The sequence below is a fragment of the Nocardiopsis mwathae genome (genome assembly GCF_014201195.1).
Taxonomy (GTDB): Bacteria; Actinomycetota; Actinomycetes; order Streptosporangiales; family Streptosporangiaceae; genus Nocardiopsis_C; species Nocardiopsis_C mwathae.
Window position 1 is genome coordinate 2,458,133 of record NZ_JACHDS010000001.1, and the last position, 21,264, is coordinate 2,479,396.

Annotated in this window: 15 protein-coding genes; 8 read left to right on the forward strand and 7 right to left on the reverse strand. The window is 73.6% G+C overall.

Going from position 1 to position 21,264, the window contains the following annotated elements; all coding sequences use genetic code 11:
* Positions 1-69: 69 nt before the first annotated feature.
* Entirely contained in the window at positions 70-2,457 is a 2,388-nt protein-coding gene (gene treY / locus HNR23_RS10375; RefSeq protein ID WP_184075371.1) for a malto-oligosyltrehalose synthase, read from the reverse strand.
* 175 nt (positions 2,458-2,632) lie between these two features.
* Here treY and aroQ point away from each other — a divergent pair, with 175 nt between their 5' ends.
* The gene (gene aroQ / locus HNR23_RS10380; protein ID WP_184075373.1) at positions 2,633-3,103 is read left to right on the forward strand and encodes a type II 3-dehydroquinate dehydratase; all 471 of its coding nucleotides are present in this window, start codon (positions 2,633-2,635) and stop codon (positions 3,101-3,103) included.
* 212 nt (positions 3,104-3,315) lie between these two features.
* Positions 3,316-4,425, forward strand: coding sequence for a phosphate ABC transporter substrate-binding protein PstS (pstS, locus tag HNR23_RS10385; protein ID WP_184075375.1), 1,110 nt, complete (start codon positions 3,316-3,318; stop codon positions 4,423-4,425).
* A gap of 202 nt (positions 4,426-4,627) precedes the next feature.
* On the opposite strand, the gene HNR23_RS10390 is transcribed toward pstS, so the two are convergent.
* Entirely contained in the window at positions 4,628-6,322 is a 1,695-nt protein-coding gene (locus HNR23_RS10390; protein WP_343070510.1) for a glycosyltransferase, read from the reverse strand.
* A 365-nt stretch (positions 6,323-6,687) separates the two neighbouring features.
* The gene (locus HNR23_RS10395) at positions 6,688-7,128 is read right to left on the reverse strand and encodes an Rv3235 family protein (protein ID WP_246421703.1); all 441 of its coding nucleotides are present in this window, start codon (positions 7,126-7,128) and stop codon (positions 6,688-6,690) included.
* 274 nt (positions 7,129-7,402) lie between these two features.
* Between HNR23_RS10395 and HNR23_RS10400 the strand changes: the two genes are divergently transcribed.
* Both HNR23_RS10400 and HNR23_RS10405 read left to right on the forward strand, forming a co-directional pair.
* Entirely contained in the window at positions 7,403-8,209 is an 807-nt protein-coding gene (locus tag HNR23_RS10400; RefSeq protein WP_184075379.1) for a glycerophosphodiester phosphodiesterase, read from the forward strand.
* An 18-nt stretch (positions 8,210-8,227) separates the two neighbouring features.
* Entirely contained in the window at positions 8,228-9,625 is a 1,398-nt protein-coding gene (locus tag HNR23_RS10405) for an MFS transporter (protein WP_184075381.1), read from the forward strand.
* 67 nt (positions 9,626-9,692) lie between these two features.
* Here the strand turns inward: HNR23_RS10405 and HNR23_RS10410 are convergent, their stop codons facing one another.
* Entirely contained in the window at positions 9,693-11,153 is a 1,461-nt protein-coding gene (locus tag HNR23_RS10410) for a S28 family serine protease (protein ID WP_184075383.1), read from the reverse strand.
* Positions 11,154-11,554: 401 nt separating this feature from the next.
* Here HNR23_RS10410 and HNR23_RS10415 point away from each other — a divergent pair, with 401 nt between their 5' ends.
* From HNR23_RS10415 to HNR23_RS10430, 4 genes are all read left to right on the forward strand, one after another.
* On the forward strand, positions 11,555-14,767 hold the full coding sequence (locus HNR23_RS10415; RefSeq protein WP_184075384.1) for a BTAD domain-containing putative transcriptional regulator: 3,213 nt from the start codon (positions 11,555-11,557) through the stop codon (positions 14,765-14,767).
* A gap of 170 nt (positions 14,768-14,937) precedes the next feature.
* A complete protein-coding gene (locus HNR23_RS10420) occupies positions 14,938-16,629 on the forward strand; it encodes an MFS transporter (protein ID WP_184075385.1) in 1,692 nt (563 codons plus the stop codon).
* A 39-nt stretch (positions 16,630-16,668) separates the two neighbouring features.
* A complete protein-coding gene (locus HNR23_RS10425; RefSeq protein ID WP_184080171.1) occupies positions 16,669-17,076 on the forward strand; it encodes a nitroreductase/quinone reductase family protein in 408 nt (135 codons plus the stop codon).
* 353 nt (positions 17,077-17,429) lie between these two features.
* Entirely contained in the window at positions 17,430-17,813 is a 384-nt protein-coding gene (locus HNR23_RS10430) for an RNA polymerase-binding protein RbpA (RefSeq protein ID WP_184075386.1), read from the forward strand.
* 94 nt (positions 17,814-17,907) lie between these two features.
* Here HNR23_RS10430 and HNR23_RS10435 read toward each other — a convergent pair whose 3' ends face one another.
* The 3 genes from HNR23_RS10435 to lnt all read right to left on the reverse strand — a co-directional run bounded on the left by HNR23_RS10435 (position 17,908) and on the right by lnt (position 21,191).
* Positions 17,908-18,738 (reverse strand): HAD-IIA family hydrolase, encoded by an 831-nt coding sequence (locus HNR23_RS10435; RefSeq protein ID WP_184080172.1) that lies wholly within the window; start codon positions 18,736-18,738, stop codon positions 17,908-17,910.
* Positions 18,739-18,905: 167 nt separating this feature from the next.
* Positions 18,906-19,427, reverse strand: coding sequence for an FxsA family protein (locus HNR23_RS10440; protein WP_184075387.1), 522 nt, complete (start codon positions 19,425-19,427; stop codon positions 18,906-18,908).
* 90 nt (positions 19,428-19,517) lie between these two features.
* Positions 19,518-21,191, reverse strand: coding sequence for an apolipoprotein N-acyltransferase (lnt, locus tag HNR23_RS10445; protein WP_184075388.1), 1,674 nt, complete (start codon positions 21,189-21,191; stop codon positions 19,518-19,520).
* Positions 21,192-21,264: the final 73 nt, after the last annotated feature.

The window sequence follows — 21,264 nt, forward strand, 5'->3', positions numbered from 1 at the left end:
TCGCCGGGGTCAGCGCACGCCCGGCGGTGGGCGCCCACGGTGGATCCGGGCGGCCGGACGGACGGGAGATCATCGGCGGTCGGCCTCCGCGTCGTCCGTCCGCCGGACGAGCAGGGCGACCGGGTAGGGGTCGAGTACATCGGCGAGGCGGGCGGCGGTGAAGCCGTCGGTGCGCTCGGGGGCCAGGTCGCGTCCGGTGAGCAGGTCGCGCCACAGTCCGGGGCCGCCCGGTAGGGGGACCGAGGTCGTGCGCCAGCCTCCCGCCGCGGCGAGGCGCAGCGGGAGGCGGGTGGCGATGGTGACGGCGTCGAGGCCGGGGCCGCGGGCGAAGGCCACGGCGTGGTCGGCGGCCGGCCCGGTCGGGCCGAGGGGGCGGTAGCCGCGCATCGGGTGGCCGCGGCGGAGCAGCAGCGCCTGCCGCACGACGTGGAGCTTGACGGCGCCCGCCGCGTCCACGGGCGGCAGCCAGCCGGACTCCAGGCGCTCCAGGATCATCGTGCGGGTGGCGAAGTCGACCGGCCGGCGGTTGTCGGGGTCGACCAGGGACAGGTCCCACAGCTCGGTGCCCTGGTAGACGTCGGGCACGCCCGGCGCGGTGAGCTGGACGAGCTTCTGCCCGAGCGCGTTGCTCCACCCTGCCGCGCGGATGCGCCCGACCAGCGCCGCCACATCGGCTGCCAGCGGCGCGTCCGACAGGACCCGCTCGGGCCAGGAGCCCACCTCCGCCTCGAAGGCGGGGTCGGGGTGCAGCCACGAGGTGCGCAGCTTGGCCTCGCGCGCCGCCTTGAGCAGGTAGCAGCGCAGCCGGGCCGCGCTGATCGGCCAGGCTCCCACCAGGGTCTGCCACGCCAGCAGGTTGAGCGAGGGCTCGCCGAGCCCGCACCGGGCGGTCCAGTCGCGGACGGCCGCCGCGAAGTCCTCGGGGATCTCGGTGAGCGCCGCCAGGCGCGCGCGGACGTCCTCGGAGCGCTTGGTGTCGTGGGTCGACAGCGTGGTCATGGCCGACGGCCAGGACGCCTCGCGGCGGGCGGCGGCGGTGTGGAACTCCGCGGGGCCGGTCCCGAAGCGGTCCGGGGCTCCGCCGACCTCGTTGAGCGCGATGAAGCGGGTGGCCCGGTAGCAGGCGGTGTCCTCGGTGCCCTTGGCGACGACCGCGCCGCTGGTCTGCTGGATCCGACGGGCGAGCTCCCCGCGGGGGTCGGCGCGCACGCGGGCGTCGATGCGGTCCAGTTCGCCGACGAGGTCGGGGCGGGCGCGTCGGGCGCGGTCCACCGCCAGGGCCCAGTCGGCCTCCCTCTCGGGGAGGTAGGAGCGGTAGCAGGGGAAGCGTGCCAGCAGCTCGGCGACGGCCTCCTCGGCCGACGCGACGGTGGCGGCGTGGTCGTCGCCCGCCCCCCGCGCGGCCTCCGCCGTGTCGCCGAGCAGGGCGGCGATGCGGCGCACTTCGGGCTGCAGCAGCGTGGCGGCGGCCTCGTACCGGCATCGCGCCTCCACCGCTCCGGTGTCGGCGGGGACGCCCAGGGCGTCGGCCAGCTCGGTGAGGGGGCGTTCCGCCGCCGGGTCGATGAACAGCCCGCCCACCTCGCGCAGCGCGTCGTACCCGGTGGTCCCGCCCACCGGCCAGGAGGCCGGCGGGGTCTCCCCCGGAGCGAGGATCTTCTCCACGACGATCCACCCGCCGAAAGCGTCGCGCAGCCGCCGCAGGTAGCCGCCGGGATCGCTGAGTCCGTCGACGTGGTCGACGCGCAGGCCGTCCACCTCGCCGCGCTCGGCCCAGCCCAGGATGCGGGCGTGGGTGGCGGTGAAGACGTCGGGGTCCTCCACGCGGACGGCGGCCAATCCGCTGATATCGAAGAACCGCCGGTAGCGCAGGTCGGTCGCGGCGCGGCGCCAGGACACCAGCCGGTAGTGCTGGCGCAGGTGCACCTCACCGGGGTCGTCGCCCGGGGCGAACGTGCCCGGGGCCAGGGGGAAGCGCTGGTCGGCGCAGCTCAGGCAGTCGTCGACGACGGTCAGCCCGCCCAGGGCGGCGGCGCCGTCGTCCCCGTCGTCGGGCAGGACGGGCAGCGGGAGCGGGCCGCTCGCCCAGTCGATGTCGAAGCAGCGGGCGTAGGGGGAGCCGGGGCCCAGGCGCAGCACGTCCCACCACCACGGGTTGGCGGCGGGCACCGCGACCGACATGTGGTTGGGCACGATGTCGACGACGAGGCCCAGGCCGAGCCGCCGCAGCCGGTCCACCAGTGCCGCCCGGCCCTCCTCACCGCCCAGTTCCGCCGAGACCCGCGCGGGGTCCACGACGTCGTACCCGTGCGGGGAGCCGGGGGCCGCGGCGAGGATCGGCGACACGTACACCGCCCCCACGCCGAGGCGGTGCAGGTAGTCGGCGAGGTCCGCGGCGTCGGCGAACGTCCGCCCGGGGCCGAGCTGCAACCGGTAGGTGGAGGCGAGTGTTCCCATCGCGGATTCTCATGCCCGCTCGGTGCTCCGATCATGCCGTGTCCGGGCGGCGCCGGGCGGCCCCGGCGTGTCGGCCGCTCCCCCACCGCCCACCCGGCCGACTAGGCTGGCGCTGGTCAGTACCGGGGCGCCGGCGTCCACCGCGCCCCACCCCGACCCACCGAAGGGCCTCGCCGTGCCGGACTCCACGCCGCTGCCGACCGTGCTGCTGCTGAACGGGCCGAACCTCAACCTGCTGGGCGAACGCGACCCGGAGCAGTACGGGAGCACATCGCTGGCCGACATCGAAGCGGGGGTGACCGCGCTGGGCAAGGAGCTCGGCGCCACGGTGGTCTGCGCGCAGAGCAACCACGAGGGCGACCTGGTCGAGCACATCCACGCCGCCCGCGACCTCGACGGCATCGTGTTCAACCCGGGGGCCTTCGCCCACTACAGCATCGCCCTGCGCGATGCCGTCGACGCCGTGGACACTCCGTGCGTGGAGGTGCACATCTCCAACGTGTACGCACGGGAGCCGTTCCGGCACCGGTCGGTGACGGCACCGGTGATGCAGGGGTACATCGCCGGATGCGGGGTGGCCGGCTACGAGCTGGGGCTGCGCGCCGTCCTGCGGCGGATCGAAGAGGCCCGGCCGACCGGCTCCTGATGGGGCGCCCCATTCCATCGGCGCGCCCCGCGGCGGAGCCGCGGCCACCGGGGTGAGTGGCACCACAGCGCCCCCGTTCGGCATCCGACGTCGCCTCTTGTTACATTGCTCGACGGCGGTCGATCACCGCTTCTTCCGGCAATCGCCATCGGATCGTTCTACGTGGGCACACTGGGTCGCCTGCACGTGACACTAGGGAGACTGACTCAACCGTGCTCCGGTCCACCTCGCGCAAGCTGTCCGCCACCGCGCTCGCCGGCGCCCTGGCGGTGACGGCAGGGTGCGGCAGCGACGAGGCGGTGCGCGGCGGTGAGCCGTTCCCCATGCCCGCCGACCTGGCCTGCTTCGACGGCAACATCTCCGGGGCGGGTTCCAGCGCCCAGGAGAACGCGATGCGGACCTGGGTCGCCGCTTACCAGACCAACTGCGAGGACGCGCAGGTCTTCTACGACGCCATCGGGTCGGGTGGCGGCCGCAGCCAGTTCATCGACGGGGCGGTCCACTTCGCCGGGTCCGACGCCGCGATCTCGCCCGAGGAGGTCGAGGAGGCGGCGCCGCGATGCGAGGGCTCCGATGCGATCAACATCCCGGCCTACGTGGTGCCGGTGGCGGTGGTGTTCAACCTGGAGGGCGTCGACTCGCTGAACCTGACGCCGCAGGTGATCGCCCGGATCTTCGACGGGAAGATCACCCGGTGGGACGACCCGGCGATCGCCGGGTCCAACCCCGGCGCGGACCTGCCCGACACCCGCATCACTCCGGTGTCGCGGTCCGACGAGTCAGGCACGACGGAGAACTTCACCGAGTACCTGCACGCCGCGGCCGGGGACGACTGGCCCTACGAGCCCGGTGGGCGCTGGCCGGTGCCCCCCGTGGAGGCGGCGCAGGGCAACAGCGGCATCGCCGACACGGTCAAGGGCGGCGAGGGGACGATCGGTTACGTCGAGGCCTCGCATGTCGGCCGCATGCACGCGGCCGCGGTCGGTGTCGGCGACGCGTTCGTGGAGCTGTCCCCGGAGTCGGCCGCGCGCGTGATCGCGGGGTCCGCGCAGCGTGCGGGCGGTAACCCGCTCGACCGCGCGATCGATATCGATTTCGCGACGACCGATGCCGAGGCGTACCCGATCGTGCTGGTCACCTACGAGATCGTCTGCCTGGAGTACGAGCGGGCCGAGGACGCCGAGCGGGTCCGCGACTTCCTGAGCTACGTCATCAGCCCGGAGGGCCAAGAGGCGGCGTCCAAGGAGACCGGATCGGCCCCGCTGCCCGAGGACATCCGTTCCGACCTGCAGGAATCGATCGACGCGATCAGCGGGTCCTGAGGCAGGGACTCGCGTCGGACGGGAAGAGGCCGCAACACGCGGCCTTTTCTTTTCAGCCGAAACCCTCACCTGATGTGGCTCGGTTGTGGCACAGTGTTATGGCTGTCCGCGGAACCGGGGTCCGCCCGATCCCGCTCGGCCGATGTCTTCCCCCATCGGCCGGGAGAGCGGGGGGACCCCGGACAGCCGCCGACCGCGACCGTCAGGCGCGCGGACGGCGCGGGATCCGCCCCGGCCCCAGGGCGCCGAGCAGCCGCCGCAGGACACGGCCCCGTCGCGCGGTCGGTGCGGCACTGCGATCGGGTGCCGCCCCGGGGCACTCGCCCGCCGACGCGCCCTCCGACTCCTCTGCCCGGTGGTCGCCCGCATCGCTCCGGCCGCCCGCCGGAGGCGGCGTGCCCACGCCGTCGTGTGCCGACCGGGGCGCGATCAGGTCCTCCAGTGACGCCTCGTCGGCGTGCATCCGGTACCGGCCGTGCACCTCGGCGACGACGTCGGCCATGGGTTCGCCCGGGGTGCGGACGCGCAGCGCCCGGGTGAGGGCGCGGGTGCGCCACAGCCTGATTCCGGCGCCGCGCGTCGGCGCGGACTCGGGGAACAGCTCCACCAGCCCGGCCCGGGAGCGTTCGGCGCGGGCGACGAGCCGCGCCAGCGTGTCGCGGCCCAGCCCCCAGGCGACGGGAACCTGCAGCAGGTAGGGCGCGGGAAAGCCGGTACGGGGTGCGACGGCGGAGAAGGAGACGCGGGGATCGGCCAGGTAGCGGGCCTGGACCAGGCGCAGGTCCAGGCGCGGGTGCTCGGGCGCGCCGCCGTGGACGCCGCCGTCCCAGTCGGCGACGAGGGTGACCCCGACGTCCTCCTCGCTGCCGTTCAGCAGCCGGTCCACACACGCGCTGACGGTCTCGTAGCGGGCACCGGCCACGTCGACCACGGCGCGGACCAGGGGGACGGGCCGGCCCGCGGTCGGCGGCGCGTGGCGCCGCACGCGGTCCCGGTGCGGGCGGGGGTGGGGCATGAGCGGGGCCAGCACGTCGGTCCGGAAGCGGGAGGAAGGTATCCGGGTGCGGGCGGGCGTGGCCTGGCCGATGTGCCAGGCGGGTGCGGCGTGCTCGGGCAGGAACAGCCCTCCCGCCTGCCACAGGCGGTAGGCGAACTCGGTGTCCTGGCCGAGGTCGAGCGCCGGGTCGACCCCGCCGGCCGCCTCGTACAGCGAGCGCCGCAGCGACGCGGCGGCGCCCACATAGGCCTGGAAGCCGAGGCGGTCGGCGCCGCGCAGGTCATCGCTGTGCTCCAGCAGCCGGTTCACCCCGGCGTGGTCCCGCGAACCGGCCAGCGCGGAGGACAGCCCGCCCGAGCGGGCGAGCCCGGCCAGCGCGGTGGGGTCCTCCGGGCCGCGGGGGCAGTGCAGCACCCGGCCCAGGGACACGCACTCGGCGTGCGCGTGCTGCCAGCGCACCAGGGCCTCGACGAAGCGCGGACCGACGACCATGTCGGGGTCCAGCCAGCAGATGACCGCGCCGGACGTGACGTGCGCCCCGTAGGCTCGGGCGTGCCCGGCACCGCTCCCGGTGGCGGGCGCGCGTTCGATCCGGCACCGCGCCGGCCGCAGCGGGGGCAGTGCGAGTGGCGGCCAGGTGCGGTCGTCGACCACCACGACCTCCAGGAGGCGGGCGGGGTAGGTCTGCCCGGCCAGCGCGGCGAGCGTCACCGCCAGTCGCGGGGACGGGCCGCGCGCGGGGATGACCACGCTGACGCTCAGCCGCGGCTCCCACGCCCCCAGCCGGGGCGGAGCCAGTGCCCCCCAGTCGTTCCGGAAGATCCGCGTGGGGACCTGCTCGGCGCGCCCGCGGTGGGTGACACCGTCAGCTCGCGACTCTATGTATTCGAATGACGACACAGCGTGACTATAGCTCCCGGTCACGCCCGAGCGCCACCGCAGGGCGGCCCTGGCCGACCACGCTGCACCGGTCGCCGACCGCTGGCGGCGCGAGCCCGACGCCGCGGGCGGGGTGGCGCGCTCCCACCCGGACACCCGGTTGGGACCGATGCGTGGCTGCCTTGCCATGATTCGATCCGTTTCGTACCGGCCGCCCCGGCCGATCGGCGGACGGATCGGCGACACCACGGCCGCACCTCCCCCACGGACCGGCCGCCATGGAGAGAATTCCATACGGAACCCGTGTCCGGCCCCCATGACCGGTGGGGCCGGACACGGCGTCGGCCCGGGCCGCCCCGCAGCCCGGCCGGACCGCGGGGCGGGGCTCACCCGGTGCGGCGCTCCCCGTCGCGCGCGGCCGGACCTCCGCAGGGCAGTCGGCCGCGTTCGAGGTCGGTCTCGATGTGCGTGCACAGCCACGCGTGCTGGGCGAAGACGACCCGCAGCGCCAGTGCCCGGTGCCAGGCACCGCAGGCGACGACGGCGCTCACCTCGACGACACCGGGGACGGCCGCCGGACGGACGACGGCTCCGCGGAGCCGGGCACGGTGCTCGGAGGAGGCGTAGCCGCCCGCACGGCGCACGAGGTGCTCGTAGGCGGTGGTGCAGAAGAGGTTGCGCAGGTGCCCCGGTGGGCGCTCTCCGGCCAGGACCTCGGCCGTGTGCTGGGCGAACCGGGACAGCTGGTGTGCGCGGCGCCGGTCGAGGGCGCCGTTCCGACGGACAACGGGACAGGGGTGTCGTGGCCGAGAGAGCTGAGGGGGCATCTGGGGGTTCCCTTTCCAGCCGTGGGTGCGTGGACGGGCCGCCGACCCGCCCACGCACTAGGGGCTCGCAGCCGCCCCTCCCAGCCACCCGGAATTCCAGCTTTTTCGGCGACGCCCGGCCCGGGGCGTTCCCTCCCTCCACCTGCGCACCACCGGCCCCGCCCCACCCCGCCGTTGCCCCGCGTCGGGTGCCACCCCATACTTCTGGTGTCAACCTCTCGGCCTTGAAGGAGCCCGCTGTCCGAAAAGGCCGGGATCGTCCGCTAGGAACCTGATGAATCACGGCTATTTCGACCTCCCCACCCCCATCGGGCTGGCCCACCGCGGCGGCTGGCTGACCGATGAGGCCGGTCGGATCCGCACCGAGCTGGAGAACACGGCGCTCGCCTTCCAGAACGCGATCGATCTGGGCTACCGCTACCTGGAGACCGACGTGCACGCCACCCGCGACGGCGTGCTGCTGGCGTTCCACGACGCCACCCTGGACCGCACGACGGACCGATCCGGGGCCATCGCCGATCTGCCCTACGACGAGGTCGCCCGCGCGCGGGTGGGCGGGAGCGAACCGGTGCCGGTACTGGAGGACCTGCTCGGGTCCTGGCCCGAGGCGCGGTTCAACATCGACATCAAGTCCGACGCCGCCGTCGAGCCGCTGGTCCGGGTGCTGCGCCGCACCTCGGCCTGGGAGCGGGTGTGCGTCGGCTCCTTCGACCAGCTGCGGCTGGACCGCGCCCGGCGGGCGTTCGACCGCCCGGTCGCCACCTCCTGCGGCCCGGTGGACGTCGCGCGCCTGCGGTTCGCCTCGTTCACCCCGCTGCTGGGCTGGCTGGCGCGGCGGGGCGTGGGCGCCGTGCAGATCCCACTGCGGGCGCGCGGCTTCCCGCTGGTGAGTCGGGACCTCATCGCCACGGCGCACCGGCTCGGCATGCAGGTGCACGTGTGGACGATCAACGACCCGACGCTGATGGCGCGCCTGCTGGACCTGGGAGTGGACGGCATCGTGACCGACAACATCACCACCCTGCGCGAGCTGCTGATCGAACGCGGAAACTGGCAGAATTCTGGTCATAGCGACAAATAGGACGGATGCCGCCCTCCCATGAACTCACCGCCCACCGCGCAGGTCCCGGGCAACGCCCCGTCCGCGGATCCCGCGCAACGACGCCGCGAGCAGTACGGCTGGTATGTCTACGACTGGGCCAACCAGGTGTTCATCACCTCGGTGGTCACGGTCCTCATCGGCCCCTACCTGAGCGGGCTGGCGTGCACCACGGCCGGCGCCCCGGACACCGCCACCTGCACAGGCGGCGCCTACTACGTCCACCCGCTGGGCGTCCAGCTGCACGCGAACGCGGTCTACCCGGCGGTCACCACCGTCGCGATCCTGATCCAGATCCTGCTGCTGCCGCTCATCGGCGCCCTGGCCGACCACACCAAGCACAAGAAGCGCTGGCTGTTCTGGCTGGCCTTCATCGGCTCCGTCGCCGTGTCCATGCTCTACTTCACGGGCGACGACTACGCGACGGCGTCCGCGCTGTTCCTCCTCGCCAACGTCGCCTATGGCGCCTCCCTGGTCGTCTACAACTCCTTTCTGCCGGAGATCGCCACACCCGACGAGCGCGACCGGGTCTCCACCACCGGCTGGGCCATCTCCTACCTCGGCGGTGCCCTGCTGCTCGCCGCGCACCTCGTCCTGGTGCTGCAGGCCGACTCCCTGGGCGTCACCGAGGGCGAGGCGGTGCGCATCGCGTTCGCGTCGGTCGGGATCTGGTGGGTCGGCTTCACCATCATCGCGCTCAAGCCGCTGCGCAACCGCTACGGCGAGCTCGCCGCCCACGCGGCCCGGCCCAACGTGCGCATCTCCACGGTGCAGCTCGTGCACACCGTCAAGGAGATGCGCAAGTACCCGCAGACGCTCCTCTTCCTGCTCGCGTTCATCTTCTTCAACGACGGGATCCAGGCCGCGGTCCGCTACGCCGCCCCCTTCGCCGCTCAGGACCTGCAGCTGGACCAGGGTGTGCTGATGGGGACCATCCTGATGATCCAGTTCGTGGCGTTCGGCGGAGCGCTGATCGTCGGGCTGATCGCGCGGCGCATCGGGGCCAAGAAGGCGGTGCTGGGCACCCTGAGCGTGTGGTGCGTGCTGGTGACGCTGGCCTACTTCCTCCCCGCCCAGCGCCCGCTGCTGTTCGTCGCCATGGGCATCGGCATCGCCCTGGTGCTGGGCGGCGTGCAGGCCCTGGCCCGCTCCATGTACTCCCAGCTCATCCCGCGCGGGCGGGAGGCCGAGTACTTCAGCCTCTACCAGATCAGCGACAAGGGGTCGACGTTCCTCGGATCGCTGGCCGTGACCATCGCCGTCACCCTGACCGGCGGCTACCGGGTCGCGATCTTCTCGCTGATCGTGTTCTTCCTGCTCGGCGGCTACCTGCTGTGGAAGACCGACATGCGGCGCGGTATCCGCGCCGTCGGCAACGAGATGCCCGCGCGCATCTGACCGGTGGCCGGGGCGTGGCCTGCGCGCACGCCCCGGCGCACCCTCCGCCTGCCGCGGAGGGCCTCGGCTACCGCCGGTGGCGCCGCTCCGAACGCAGGGCGTCACCGGCCGCGTCCAGTTCCGAGGCGACCGGCGCCCGCCGGAGCGTCACCTCCCCCTCCAGACCGGCCCACCGCCGGACCGCCGCCGTGGCCGCGGCCCCGTCACCGGGCGCCAGCCGCGCGATGTCGGCCCCGTGATTGGCCCGGGGCGCGACGAACCGCATCGTGTCGCGGGCCGCGGAGCGCACCCGGAAGGGCTCGGCACCCCACGGGTCGAACTCGCCGTCCACGAACAGCATGCGCTCGCTGCTCCTGTACACCCAGTGGTCGATGTCGGGCATGGCGCGCCGGTCGAAGGGCCGGATCGCGATGTCGTCGGGCACGTAGGTCGCCGCCCCGAACTGCCCGGGGTACCGCAGCAGGTCGTCGAGATGGCCGGTGGGCACGCTCGGCGACCCCAGCTGGGTCGCGGCCTGGTAGTAGTAGGTGATGTAGGGCTCGGTGCCCTGGTCGGTGTAGAAGCCGAACCCTCCGACGTCGTCGAGGAACGCCGCGATGTCGGCCGTGTCGGCCTCCGTGCCCGGGATGTCCGCGCACCGCTCGTCGCCCCGGTACTGCCAGAACGCCCACGGGGTGTCGAGGACGAGCATCTCGAAGGCGGCGTCGGCGCTCCCGATGGTCCGGTCGAAGGTCCACCCGTTGGCGGCCGCGAGCCCCTCGTAGTGTCCGACCAGCTCGTCGCGGCGCTCCAGCGACTCCCGCTGCACATCGGCCAGGCTCTGCTGGCACGCCGAGTCGGTCCCGACCGTGTCGAAGAACTCCAGGTAGGCGCTGTCCTCGTGGTTGCGGACGTCGTTGGGCGCGACGTAGGCGATCGTGCCGTCGATGTCATCGGGGTAGAAGCGGCGGTGGTAGACCGACGTCATCCCGCCCTTGGACGCGCCGGTGGACAGCCACGCCTCGGTGTAGATGTCGTCGAGGGCGCCGACGATGCGGTGGTGGTCGGTGGCGGCCTGCCTGATGTCCAGCTTCGACCAGTCGGCGGGGTCCGGCCGGGAGGGCTCGAAGAACCGCTGCTCGGTCGAGATCTGGTTGCCGTCGACGATGCGGGTGGGTTCGGCCCGGAACGGGAAGTCGGGGACGTTGTACCCGGTCGTGTGCAGCACCGTGGGCCGGTCCAGGCCGCGGTGCAGCAGGGTCAGGCGCTGCTCGAACGTCGCGCCGTCGGGGTCATCGTGGTCGGCGGGCTGCTCGTAGCCCAGCACGAAGAAGCGGAAGCCGGGCTCGGTGTCCCGCTCCTCCACGATCCTCAGGCCGGGGACGGCCTCCAGGCGTTGGACGATGCCGTCGTCGGAGGGCGCCGTGCCCGCGTCGGCGGGGTGGGGGTCGGCGCTCGCCGGCGCCAGGGACAGTACCAGTGCCGACGAAGTGAGCACGGCCAGGGTGGTGGCGCGCCACGACGCCGGGGGATGCTTTCGGGGGGTCACCCGGTCAACCTCCTGCGAACCGATGGGATGGGGGGTGGGGCTCAGTAGCGGGGTACGAAAGCGGCATCCGGTGATTCGGTTGTGTATCGACCGATTCAGTCGACGGACCGATCATTGGGGGGCCGCGCACCCCGCGTCAAGGGCCGGAAGCACCCGACCGCGGGCCCTGCACGGCCCGGAAAGCGGGCGCCCTGCGGCCCGGCGTGCACCGACGTCCGCGGCGAAGGGGTGATCCACTTCTCCGCTAGGCTGTCTCCGGGGAGAAACGCGCGCTCCGACGGCGTTGCGGCCGTTTCGGCGCGGCGCGCCGCACCCGGCTCAGGCGGGGACCGACCTCCGTGAACGGGGCCGCACCCCTGACATGTCACCGGCGGCACCGGAGGTAGGCGAAAATCATTGCCATGCGGTTCGGCATCCTCGGCCCCCTGGAAGCGCACTCCGGCGACGGGCAGCCCGTCACGATCAACGGTTCGCGGCTGCGCGGACTGCTGATCCTCCTGCTCCTGGAATCGGGCCAGGTGGTCGGTACCGAGCGGCTGATCGACGGCCTGTACGGCCACACCCCGCCGGAGGGCGCGGCCAACGCCCTGCAGTCGCTGGTGTCGCGGCTGCGCCGCGGACTGGCCGGTCCGGGCGGGGAGGGCCCCGCGATCGAGTTCCACCCGGCGGGCTACCGGCTCGCCGTCGACCCCGGTGCCGTCGACGCGCACCGCTTCGAACGGCTCGCCGCCGACGGCCGCGCTTCGCTGCGCACCGGGGACCACGCCCACGCCGCCGCCGTGCTGCGCGACGCCCTGGCCCTGTGGCGGGGGCCCGCCCTCGCCGACGCGGGGCCGACCCCGTTCGTCCGCGCCCAGGCCGAGCGGCTGGAGGAGCTGCGGCTGGCCGCCCGCGAAGACCTCAACGAGGCGGAACTGGAGCGCGGCGAGCACCGCGCCCTGCTCACCGAACTCCGCGACCTCGTGGCCGCCCACCCGCTGCGCGAGCGCCCGCGCGCCCAGCTCATCCGCGCCCTGTACGGGGCGGGCCGCCAGGCCGAGGCGCTGGCCGAGTTCGAGGACACCCGTCGGATGCTGGCCGAGGAGCTGGGCACCGACCCCTCCCCCGAGCTGGCCGAGCTGCACCTGGCCGTGCTGCGCGGCGACCCCGCCCTCAGCGCCCCGGCCGCCCCCGACCCCGAACCACCGCGGCAGCGGCTCCCGGCCCAGCTCACCAGCTTCGTCGGGCGCGAGGCCGAGCTGGAGCGCATCGACGCGCTCCTGGGCAGCCAGCGCCTGGTCACCCTCACCGGGCCGGGGGGCGTCGGCAAGACCCGGCTGGCCGTCGAGGCGGCGGCCCGCTACCCCGGCGAGGTGTACCTGGCCGAGCTGGCTCCGCTCGGTGACGGGGCCGACCTGCCCCTGGCGGTGCTCAGCGCGCTCGGCGCACGCGACACCGCACTGCCCACGCTGATGCCGGGCCGCCCCGGGCAGGCGCCCGACGCGCTGGGCCGGCTGACCGGGGTCGTGGCGCAGCGTCGGCTGCTGCTCATCCTGGACAACTGCGAACACCTGATCGGCGACGCCGCCCGGCTCGCCGACCGCATGCTGCGCGCCTGCCCGGGTGTGCGGATCCTGGCCACCAGCAGGGAGCCGCTGGGCCTCACCGCCGAGCGGCTGTGCCCGGTGCCCCAGCTGGCCTCCCCTCCGGCCGACAGCGCGCCGTCGGCGGCCCTGGACTACCCGGCGGTGCGGCTGTTCGCCGACCGGGCCGCCGCCGTGCGCCCCGACTTCACCGTGGAGGACGGCACCGCCGAGGCCGTGCTGCGGATCTGCTCGGCCCTCGACGGCCTGCCACTGGCCCTGGAGCTGGCCGCGGCGCGGCTGCGCTCACTGCCGGCCACCGAGGTGGCGGCGCGCATCGGCGACCGCTTCGGGCTGCTGTCCCGGGGCGACCGCGCCGCCCAGCCCCGCCACCAGACGCTGCGCGCCGTCGTCGCCTGGAGCTGGGACCTGCTGGGCACCGACGAGCGCCGACTGGCCCGGCGGCTCACCGTCTTCTCCGGTGGGGCCACACTGGAGGCGGCCGCGGGGGTCTGCGGGATCCCCGAGTCCGAAGTCGTCGACCTGCTGACCGGGCTGGCGGAGAAGTCGCTGGTGGAGACTTCCGGCGGGCGCTACCGGATGCTGGAGACCATTCGCGCGTTCTGCGCCGAGCGGTTGGAGGAGGCCGGTGAGCGCGACCGCTTCCGGAGCGCGCACGCCCGGTACTTCCTCGACTTGGCCGAGACCGCCGAGCCGCACCTGCACCGCGCCGAACAGGTGGACTGGCTGCCGCGACTCGCCGCCGAGCAGGAGAACCTGCACGGGGCGCTGCGCTGGGCGGTGGAGTCCGGCGACCTGGACGCCGGGCTGCGCTTCGTCGGCGCGCTGTCGGCCTACTGGTGGCTGCGCGGGCTGCGCGGCCAGGCGGGTCCGCTGTCCGGTGAGGTCCTGGGAGCGATCCCGGCCCCGCCCGGATCGGCTCCGTCCCCGACGGACGGCCGCGCCGAGGAGTACGTGCTGTGCGTCATCAACGCCGCCGCGGGAGGGCTGGACGCGCGCGAGCTGGAGCCCCACCTTGCGGTGGCCGAGGCGGTGGTCCGCGACACCCCCCGCCCGCTGCGGCTGCCCCTGATCGACATGCTGTGGTCGGTGGCCAGCGGCGCCCCCGAGCGGCAGTTCGACATCGCCCCCCTGATGCGCGACAACCTGGAGGCGCCCGACCCGTGGACGCGGGCCATCGCCCACGTCCAGCTCGGCTACGCCGCGTTCGCCGGGGACGTGGCCGAGGAGGCCGAGCGCGCCTTCACCGCCGGCCTGGAGGGTTTCCGCGGGCTCGGCGACCGCTGGGGGATGGTGCTGGCGCTGACCGGGCTGGCCGGGCTGGCGGAGCTGCGCGGTGACAGCGAGCGGTGCATCGCGCACGCCGACGAGGCGCTGGCCATGACCGAGGCACTGGGCGCCACCGAGGACACCGCCGAGATCCTGACCCTGCGCGGCTCCGGCCGGGCGGCCATGGGCGACCTGGACGGCGCCGAGGCCGACCACCAGCACGCGGCGGAGATCGCCCGCCGCGCCGGTATCCCCGAGGCCCTGGCCGGGGCCTACCGCCGGCTCGCGGAGGTGGCGCTGCGGCGCGGCGATCCGGCCGAGGCACGGCGGCTGTGCAGCGCCGCGCTGGCCGAGTGCCGCGCCGGGTCGAGCGCGGTGATCGAGACGCGGGCGCTCATCCACGTCACCCTGGGCGGGATCGCCGCCGCGGAAGGGGACACCGCCCGTGCCCGGTCCGTCTACCGGCAGGCGCTGGAGGCCATCCCCGGTGCCCGGATATCCGCCCCGGTGGCCGACGGGCTGGCCGCCGCCGCGCTGAAGGACGGCGACGCCGAGACCGCGGCGGTGCTCCTGGGAACGGCGGCCGCCCTGCGCGGTGCTCCCGGCTCGGTCCCCCCGGACAGCCGGGCCGTGGCCGAACGGTGCCGTACCGCCCTGGGCGACACCGCCTTCGACAAGGCCCGCTCCCGCGGCGCCTCGATATCCCTCGGCGAGGCCCTGACCCTCGTCGGAGCGGCCCCCTCCGGCTCCGCCCATCGCTGACCCCTGTCGTCGTCCGCGGTGAAGCGCACCGACCACATGCGGTCTTCCGGCGCGCTTCACCGCGGACGACGACAGGGCGGGTCGGCCGTGTGCGCGGGCGGTCAGCGGGCCCGACGGCGCGGTCAGCGGGAGGTGCGCGGGCGGTCAGCGGGGGTCGCCACGGTGGGAGCATGGACACAACCGCGACAACCACGACCTCCGGTTCCGGCCAGCGGGCCGGACGCAAGGAATGGATCGGGCTCATCCTGCTGGTGCTGCCCGGCATGCTCGTCTCCATGGACATGTCCGTGCTCTACATGGCCCTGCCATGGCTCGGCGCCGACCTGCGGCCGAGCAGCACGGAGATGCTGTGGATCATCGACATCTACGGCTTCCTGCTGGCCGGGCTGCTGATCACCATGGGCACGCTGGGCGACCGCATCGGCCGGCGCCGGGTACTGATGGCCGGCGCCGTGCTGTTCGCCATCGGGTCGCTCGCCGCGGCCTACTCGACCAGCCCCGAGATGCTCATCGCCGCCCGCGCGCTGCTCGGTATCGGTGGTGCGACGCTGGCGCCGTCCACGCTCTCGCTGATCCGCAACATGTTCCACGACCCCCGGCAGCGCCGCACCGCGATCGGCGTGTGGACCGCCGGGTTCAGCGGCGGCGCCATGCTGGGGCCGATCGTCGGCGGCCTGCTCATGGAGGTCTTCTGGTGGGGCTCGGTCTTCCTCATCAACCTCCCGGCGATGGCCCTGGTCCTCCTCCTGGCCCCCTTCATGGTCCCCGAGTACCGCGACCCCAAGGCCGGGAAGTTCGACCTTCTCAGTGCGGTGCTGTCGCTGGCCGCCGTACTCCCGGTGATCTTCGGCATGAAGATGATCGCCACGCACGGATTCGCGTGGACCTACGTGCTCTCCCTCGTCGTCGGCATCGCCCTGGGCGCGGCGTTCCTCCGCCGCCAGCGCACGGTCGACCACCCCATGATCGATCTGGACCTGTTCCGCTCCCGCGCGTTCAGCGCCTCCCTCGGCGCGGTCACGCTCGCCATGTTCGCGATGTTCGGCGTCATGTTCTTCATGTCGCAGTACCTGCAGCTCGTGCTCGGCCTGCGGCCGCTGATGGCCGCGCTGTGGACCATGCCCTCGCTGCTGGGCATGATGGTCGGCGTCACCGTCGCCACCATCGTGGTGCGCTTCGTCCGGCCCGGCCACGTCGTCGGCTCCGGCCTCGCGCTGGCCGCGGTGGGTGTGCTGGTCATCACCGGCATCAGTGCGGAGTCCGGCCTGGTGTACATCGTCATCGGCGGCATCCTGATGTCCGCCGGCCTGGGCGCGGTGACCGCTCTGATCACCGACCTGATCGTGAGCTCGGCACCACCGGAGCGGGCGGGTGCGGCCTCGGCGCTCTCCGAGACCGCCAACGAGTTCGGCGGCGCGGTCGGCATCGCCGTCCTGGGAAGCATCGGCACGGCCGTCTACCGCTCGCACGTCAGCGCCGACGCGCCGACCGGGCTGCCGGACGCGGCCCTGGACGCCGCCCGTGACACCTTGGCCGGTGCGGCGGGTGTGGCCGCCGAGCTGCCCTCGGCCGCGGCCCAGGAGCTGCTGGGGGTCGCCCGCGAGGCCTTCACCCACGGGATCCACGCGAGTTCCTACGCCGGTGCCGGGGTATTGATGGTGACGGCGGTGCTCGCGGCCGTCCTGCTGCGGCACACCCGCCCGCACGGCGACGGCGGCTCGGCGGCGGATGCGGCCGAGGAGGCGCCCGACCCGCAGGGCGGCGACGCCCACGGGGCCGGGACCGGTCCGGCCGACGTCCGCACCGGGGGCACCGGGGGGAGCTCGGGCCCGGCCGCCGCGGCACCGCGATCCGGGGCCTGACCCGGCCCCGGTCACCACGGCAACGGGGAGGAACACATGGTGCTCTTCGGCAGGGAACACGTCGAGCGCTACCAGGCGAGCGACGGCGAGGAAGGACACGACTGGTTGAAGGGCACCACCGTCCTTCTCCTGACCACGACCGGGCGGAGAACGGGCAAGAGCCGCACGACCCCGCTCATCTACCGCACCGACGGACCGGACTTCGTGGTCGTCGCCTCCAACGGCGGTGCCCCGGACTCCCCCTCCTGGTACAAGAACCTCACGACCCATCCGGAGGTCGGGGTCCAGGTGAAGGGGGACCGGTTCACCGCACGCGCGCGCACCGCCTCGGAGGCGGAGAAGGAACGCCTGTGGCCGCGCATGGCCGCGGTGTGGCCCGACTACGACGAGTACCAGGCCAAGACCGACCGTCCGATCCCGGTCGTCATCCTGCAGCGCACGGCGTGAGGCAGGCCCCGCCCGCGCGTTCCCGGCACGTCGGGAATGCGCGGGCGGGTCTGTTTTGTTCCTGTGCCGGACGGGCAGAACCGGGGAGAACAGAGCGTGAACACATCCCCGGACGGCACACCACCACCCCCCGGCAAAGATTCGCCAAAGCATCGGCCGACCAGGGGCGATGTGCCGTAACGCGGAGGACGCGCGGGGCGGGAGAATAGCCCCGTCGTGACACTGAGCGATAGGTTGGTCACGGAAGACCGAACATTATCGCACGGTTGGATCACCGCTGTCAGGGGAATCTTGACACGGACCAACGCGTTACACCCACGGAGACCGCTAGAGCGCCTGGAGGCACCCACACGATGGCCGAGCGAGCACTTCGCGGCACACGACTCGGGGCGACCAGCTACGAGAACGACCGCAACACCGACCTGGCACCTCGCCAAGAGGTCACCTACGACTGCCCCCGGGGCCATCGCTTCTCCGTCACCTTCGCCACCGAGGCCGAGACCCCGGCGAACTGGGAGTGCCGCTTCTGCGGCGACAACGCCCTGATGGTGAACGGGGAGGAGCCGCAGGAGAAGAAGGCGAAGCCGGCACGTACGCACTGGGACATGCTGCTGGAACGCCGGAGCATGGAGGACCTGGAGGAGGTCCTCGCCGAGCGCCTCGCCCTGCTGCGCGCCCGCCGCAAGGAGGAGCAGGAGCACCTGGAGGCGATGGCCGAGCAGCGCCAGACCGCCTGACGCACGCGCCCGCACATTCGACGAGGGGCGGTGGCCCGAACGTGGCCACCGCCCCTCGTCGTGCGCGCGCCCCGAGCACGGGCGCTTCGCCCCCTCAGTCGGCCTCGGTCCCCTGCGACGGACCGGCCGTCGCACGCGGCAGCTCCGCCTCACCCGACCAGCCCGCGCCGAACGGCTCGGCGGTGGCGCCGATGAGGTCGGCGATGGAGTCCAGGACCCGCGTCGGCCGGTAGGGGAACAGGTCGGCGGTCCGGGCGTCGGAGATGCCCGAGAGGACCAGCAGCGTGTGCAGCCCGGCCTCCAGTCCCGACCGCACGTCGGTGTCCATCCGGTCGCCGATCATCAGCGTGTTCTCCGAGTGCGCGCCCAGCGCGCGCAGGGCCGAGCGCATCATCAGCGGGTTGGGTTTGCCCACGTAGTAGGGGGCACGCCCGGTGGCACGCTCGATGAGCGCCGCGACCGCGCCGGTCGCCGGCAGCGACCCTTCCCGGCTGGGGCCCTTCTCGTCGGGGTTGGTGGCGATGAACCGGGCGCCGCCCTCCACGAGCCGGATCGCGCGTGTTATCGCCTCGAAGCTGTAGGTGCGGGTCTCCCCCAGCACCACGTAGTCCGGGTCGCGGTCGGTCAGCACGTAGCCGATGCTGTGCAGGGCGGTCGTCAGCCCGGACTCCCCCACCACGAACGCCGAGCCGCCGGGGCGCTGCTGCTGGAGGAAGCGGGCGGTGGCCAGCGCGGAGGTCCAGATGGACTCCTCAGGGATGTCCAGACCCGTGCGCAGCAGGCGTGCCCGCAGGTCGCGCGGGGTGTAGATGGAGTTATTGGTCAGCACCATAAAGCCGATGCCTTTGTCCCGAAGCTCGGAGACGAATGTATCGGCGCCGGGGACGAGGTGCTCCTCGTGTACGAGCACGCCGTCCATGTCCATGAGGTAATTCCACCGGGTTTGTTTGCTCACGGGTCTGATTGTCCCGCGATCATGCGCATGACCGCCACCCCGGACACCCCGTTGAGCGGGAACGATGGCACCGGACCACGCCCACTCGGGGCCTCAGGCGCCCCGGAAGTCCCGGTTTCGGTCCCGATCGGGTCGCCTCAGTCGCGCCGGGTGAGCCCGTCCCCCTCGCCCTCGCCGGTACCGGGCTCGTCGTCCTCGACGATGCGGCCCGGAACGACCCGGCCGGTACCCGGACGCTGCCCGGGAACGTGTTCGCCGCCCGGCGCGAAGGTGCCGTCGACGGTCACGCCCATCCGGCGGATCCTGCGCTCCGCCCATGCGACGAAGGCCCAGCGCAGCGCGGGCCGGGTGAACGGCAGCGCGAGCACGGCGCCCACCGCGCCGGTGATGAACCCGGGGGTGACCAGCAGGATGCCGCCGACCATCACCATCAGCATGTCCAGCAGCCCGCCCTGCGGCGCCTTGCCCGTGCGCATGGCCTCATCGGCGTCACGGTAGGCCTTGGTCCCCGCCCCGCGCAGCGCCAGCACGCCCGAAACGCTCAGCAGGAACAGCGCGGCGATCGTCCACGGCACACCGATCTGCGACCCGACCAGGATCATCAGCCAGATCTCCAGGAAGGGCAGCGCCATCAGCGCGAGAACGATCAGCAGCGGCATGGGTACCTTCCTCGACAGCACACGGTTCCCTCGCCACAACGTCCCGTCCCGCGGGATCGTTCCCACCACGGAGTCCCGGGCCCCGCGGTCTCACCGGGTGTCGGAGGCGGTCCCGTCCCGCTCCCCGCCGTGGCCGCGGGCGCGACCGCGGGCGCGGCGCGCACCGACCGCCGCGGCGATCACCGCGGCCGCCGCGATGGCGCTCAGCACCGCCTCGGGCAGCGCGCCGAGCCGGGCCGCCGGGGTGAGTCCCGACATCGCCGTGAGCTCCGCCACGTGCACGGCCGGCGCGTTCTCCGGCGAGCGGTAGGTGACGGTGCCGTCGGGCTCGACCACGGCGCTGATACCGCTGGTCGAGGCGACCACCGCGGGCCGCCCGTGCTCGACGGCGCGCAGCTGGGTGATGGCCAGCTGCTGGTCGGACTGGCCGGTGAAGTTGTAGTTGGCGTTGTTGGTGGGGACCGCGATGATCTGGCCCCCGGCCTCCACCGCCTCGCGCACCGGCCGGTCGAAGGCGACGTCGAAACAGATGGCGGTGGCCAGCGTGGTGCCGCCCAGCGCCACCGCGCCCGGCTCGGTGCCGGGGACCGCGTCGCTGCCGATCTTCTCCAGCCGGGAGATGAACCCGGTGAAGAAGTCGCGGTAGGGGATGTACTCGCCGAAGGGGACGAGGAAGCGCTTGGTGTAGTAGTCGCCGGGCCCGTCCTCGGGGTCCCACACCACGCTGCGGATCTCGCGCTTGGCGCCGTCGTCGTAGAAGCGTGTCAGCCCGAAGAGCAGGGGCGCGTCGACGTCCTGGGCGGCCGCGGAGATGAGTGCGGCGGCCCGGGGGTCGTTGTAGACGTCGATGTCGGCGGAGTTCTCAGGGAGGATCACCAGGTCGGGCTGGTCGACCTCGCCCGCGCGCACCCGGCGGGCGAGTTCGTGCACGCCGTCGACGTGGTTCTGCAGCACCTGCATGCGCTCGCCGAGGATGTCCATGGTGCCCACACGCGGGACGTTGCCCTGGACGAGCGCCACGGTCGCGGTGTGGTCGCGGGCGGGGGCACCGACCATCGGGGCGGCCATGCCCGCGGCGCCGATGGCGAGTGCCGCGGCCAGCCCCGCCGCCAAAGGCGGGACGGCGCGCCACGGCCCGCCCTCCCGGCGGGCGCGCGCGGCGCGCAGGAGCCCGGCCAGCAGGACCGTTCCGGCCAGCGCCACCATGAACGTCACCAGCGCCGAGGAGCCCCATGCGGCGTACCCGCTGAAGGGGGTGTCGGGCTGGGCGAAGGCGAGTTTGCCCCAGGGGAAGCCGCCCAGGGGGAACCGGGCGCGCACCGCCTCCTGCAGCACCCACAGCGCGGCGGTCCACACCGGCCAGGCGCGCAGCCGGGCCGCGCAGGCGATCCCCATGGCCATGGGGATGTAGTACGCGGTCTCGGCGGCGGCGATCAGCAGCCAGACGTCGGTGCCGAAGACGTCCTGCCACTTGATGAGCGGGACCATCAGCGACGCGCCGGACAGCAGGCCGAGCCAGGCGGCACGGCGCATCCGCACGCCGAGGACGGCGAGTGTCAGCAGCGCGGCGCTGAACGGCCCCAGCCACCACAGTCCGTAGGGCGGGAGGGCGAGCAGCTGGGCCAGTCCGGACCCCACCGCGGCCAGTATGCGCACGGCGAGGCGGATGCGGTCCCGGTGTGCGGTGGCCCGCGCACCTCCGGCGTCCCCGGCCCGTCCTGTGTCGGACTCCGCCGGTTCCTGCCGGATGCCCTCAGCCACCACGCGGCTCGCCCTCTCCACCTACGTGTAAGGGGGACGCGGAAAAGGCCCGGGACCACCCTTCGGACCGGATCCG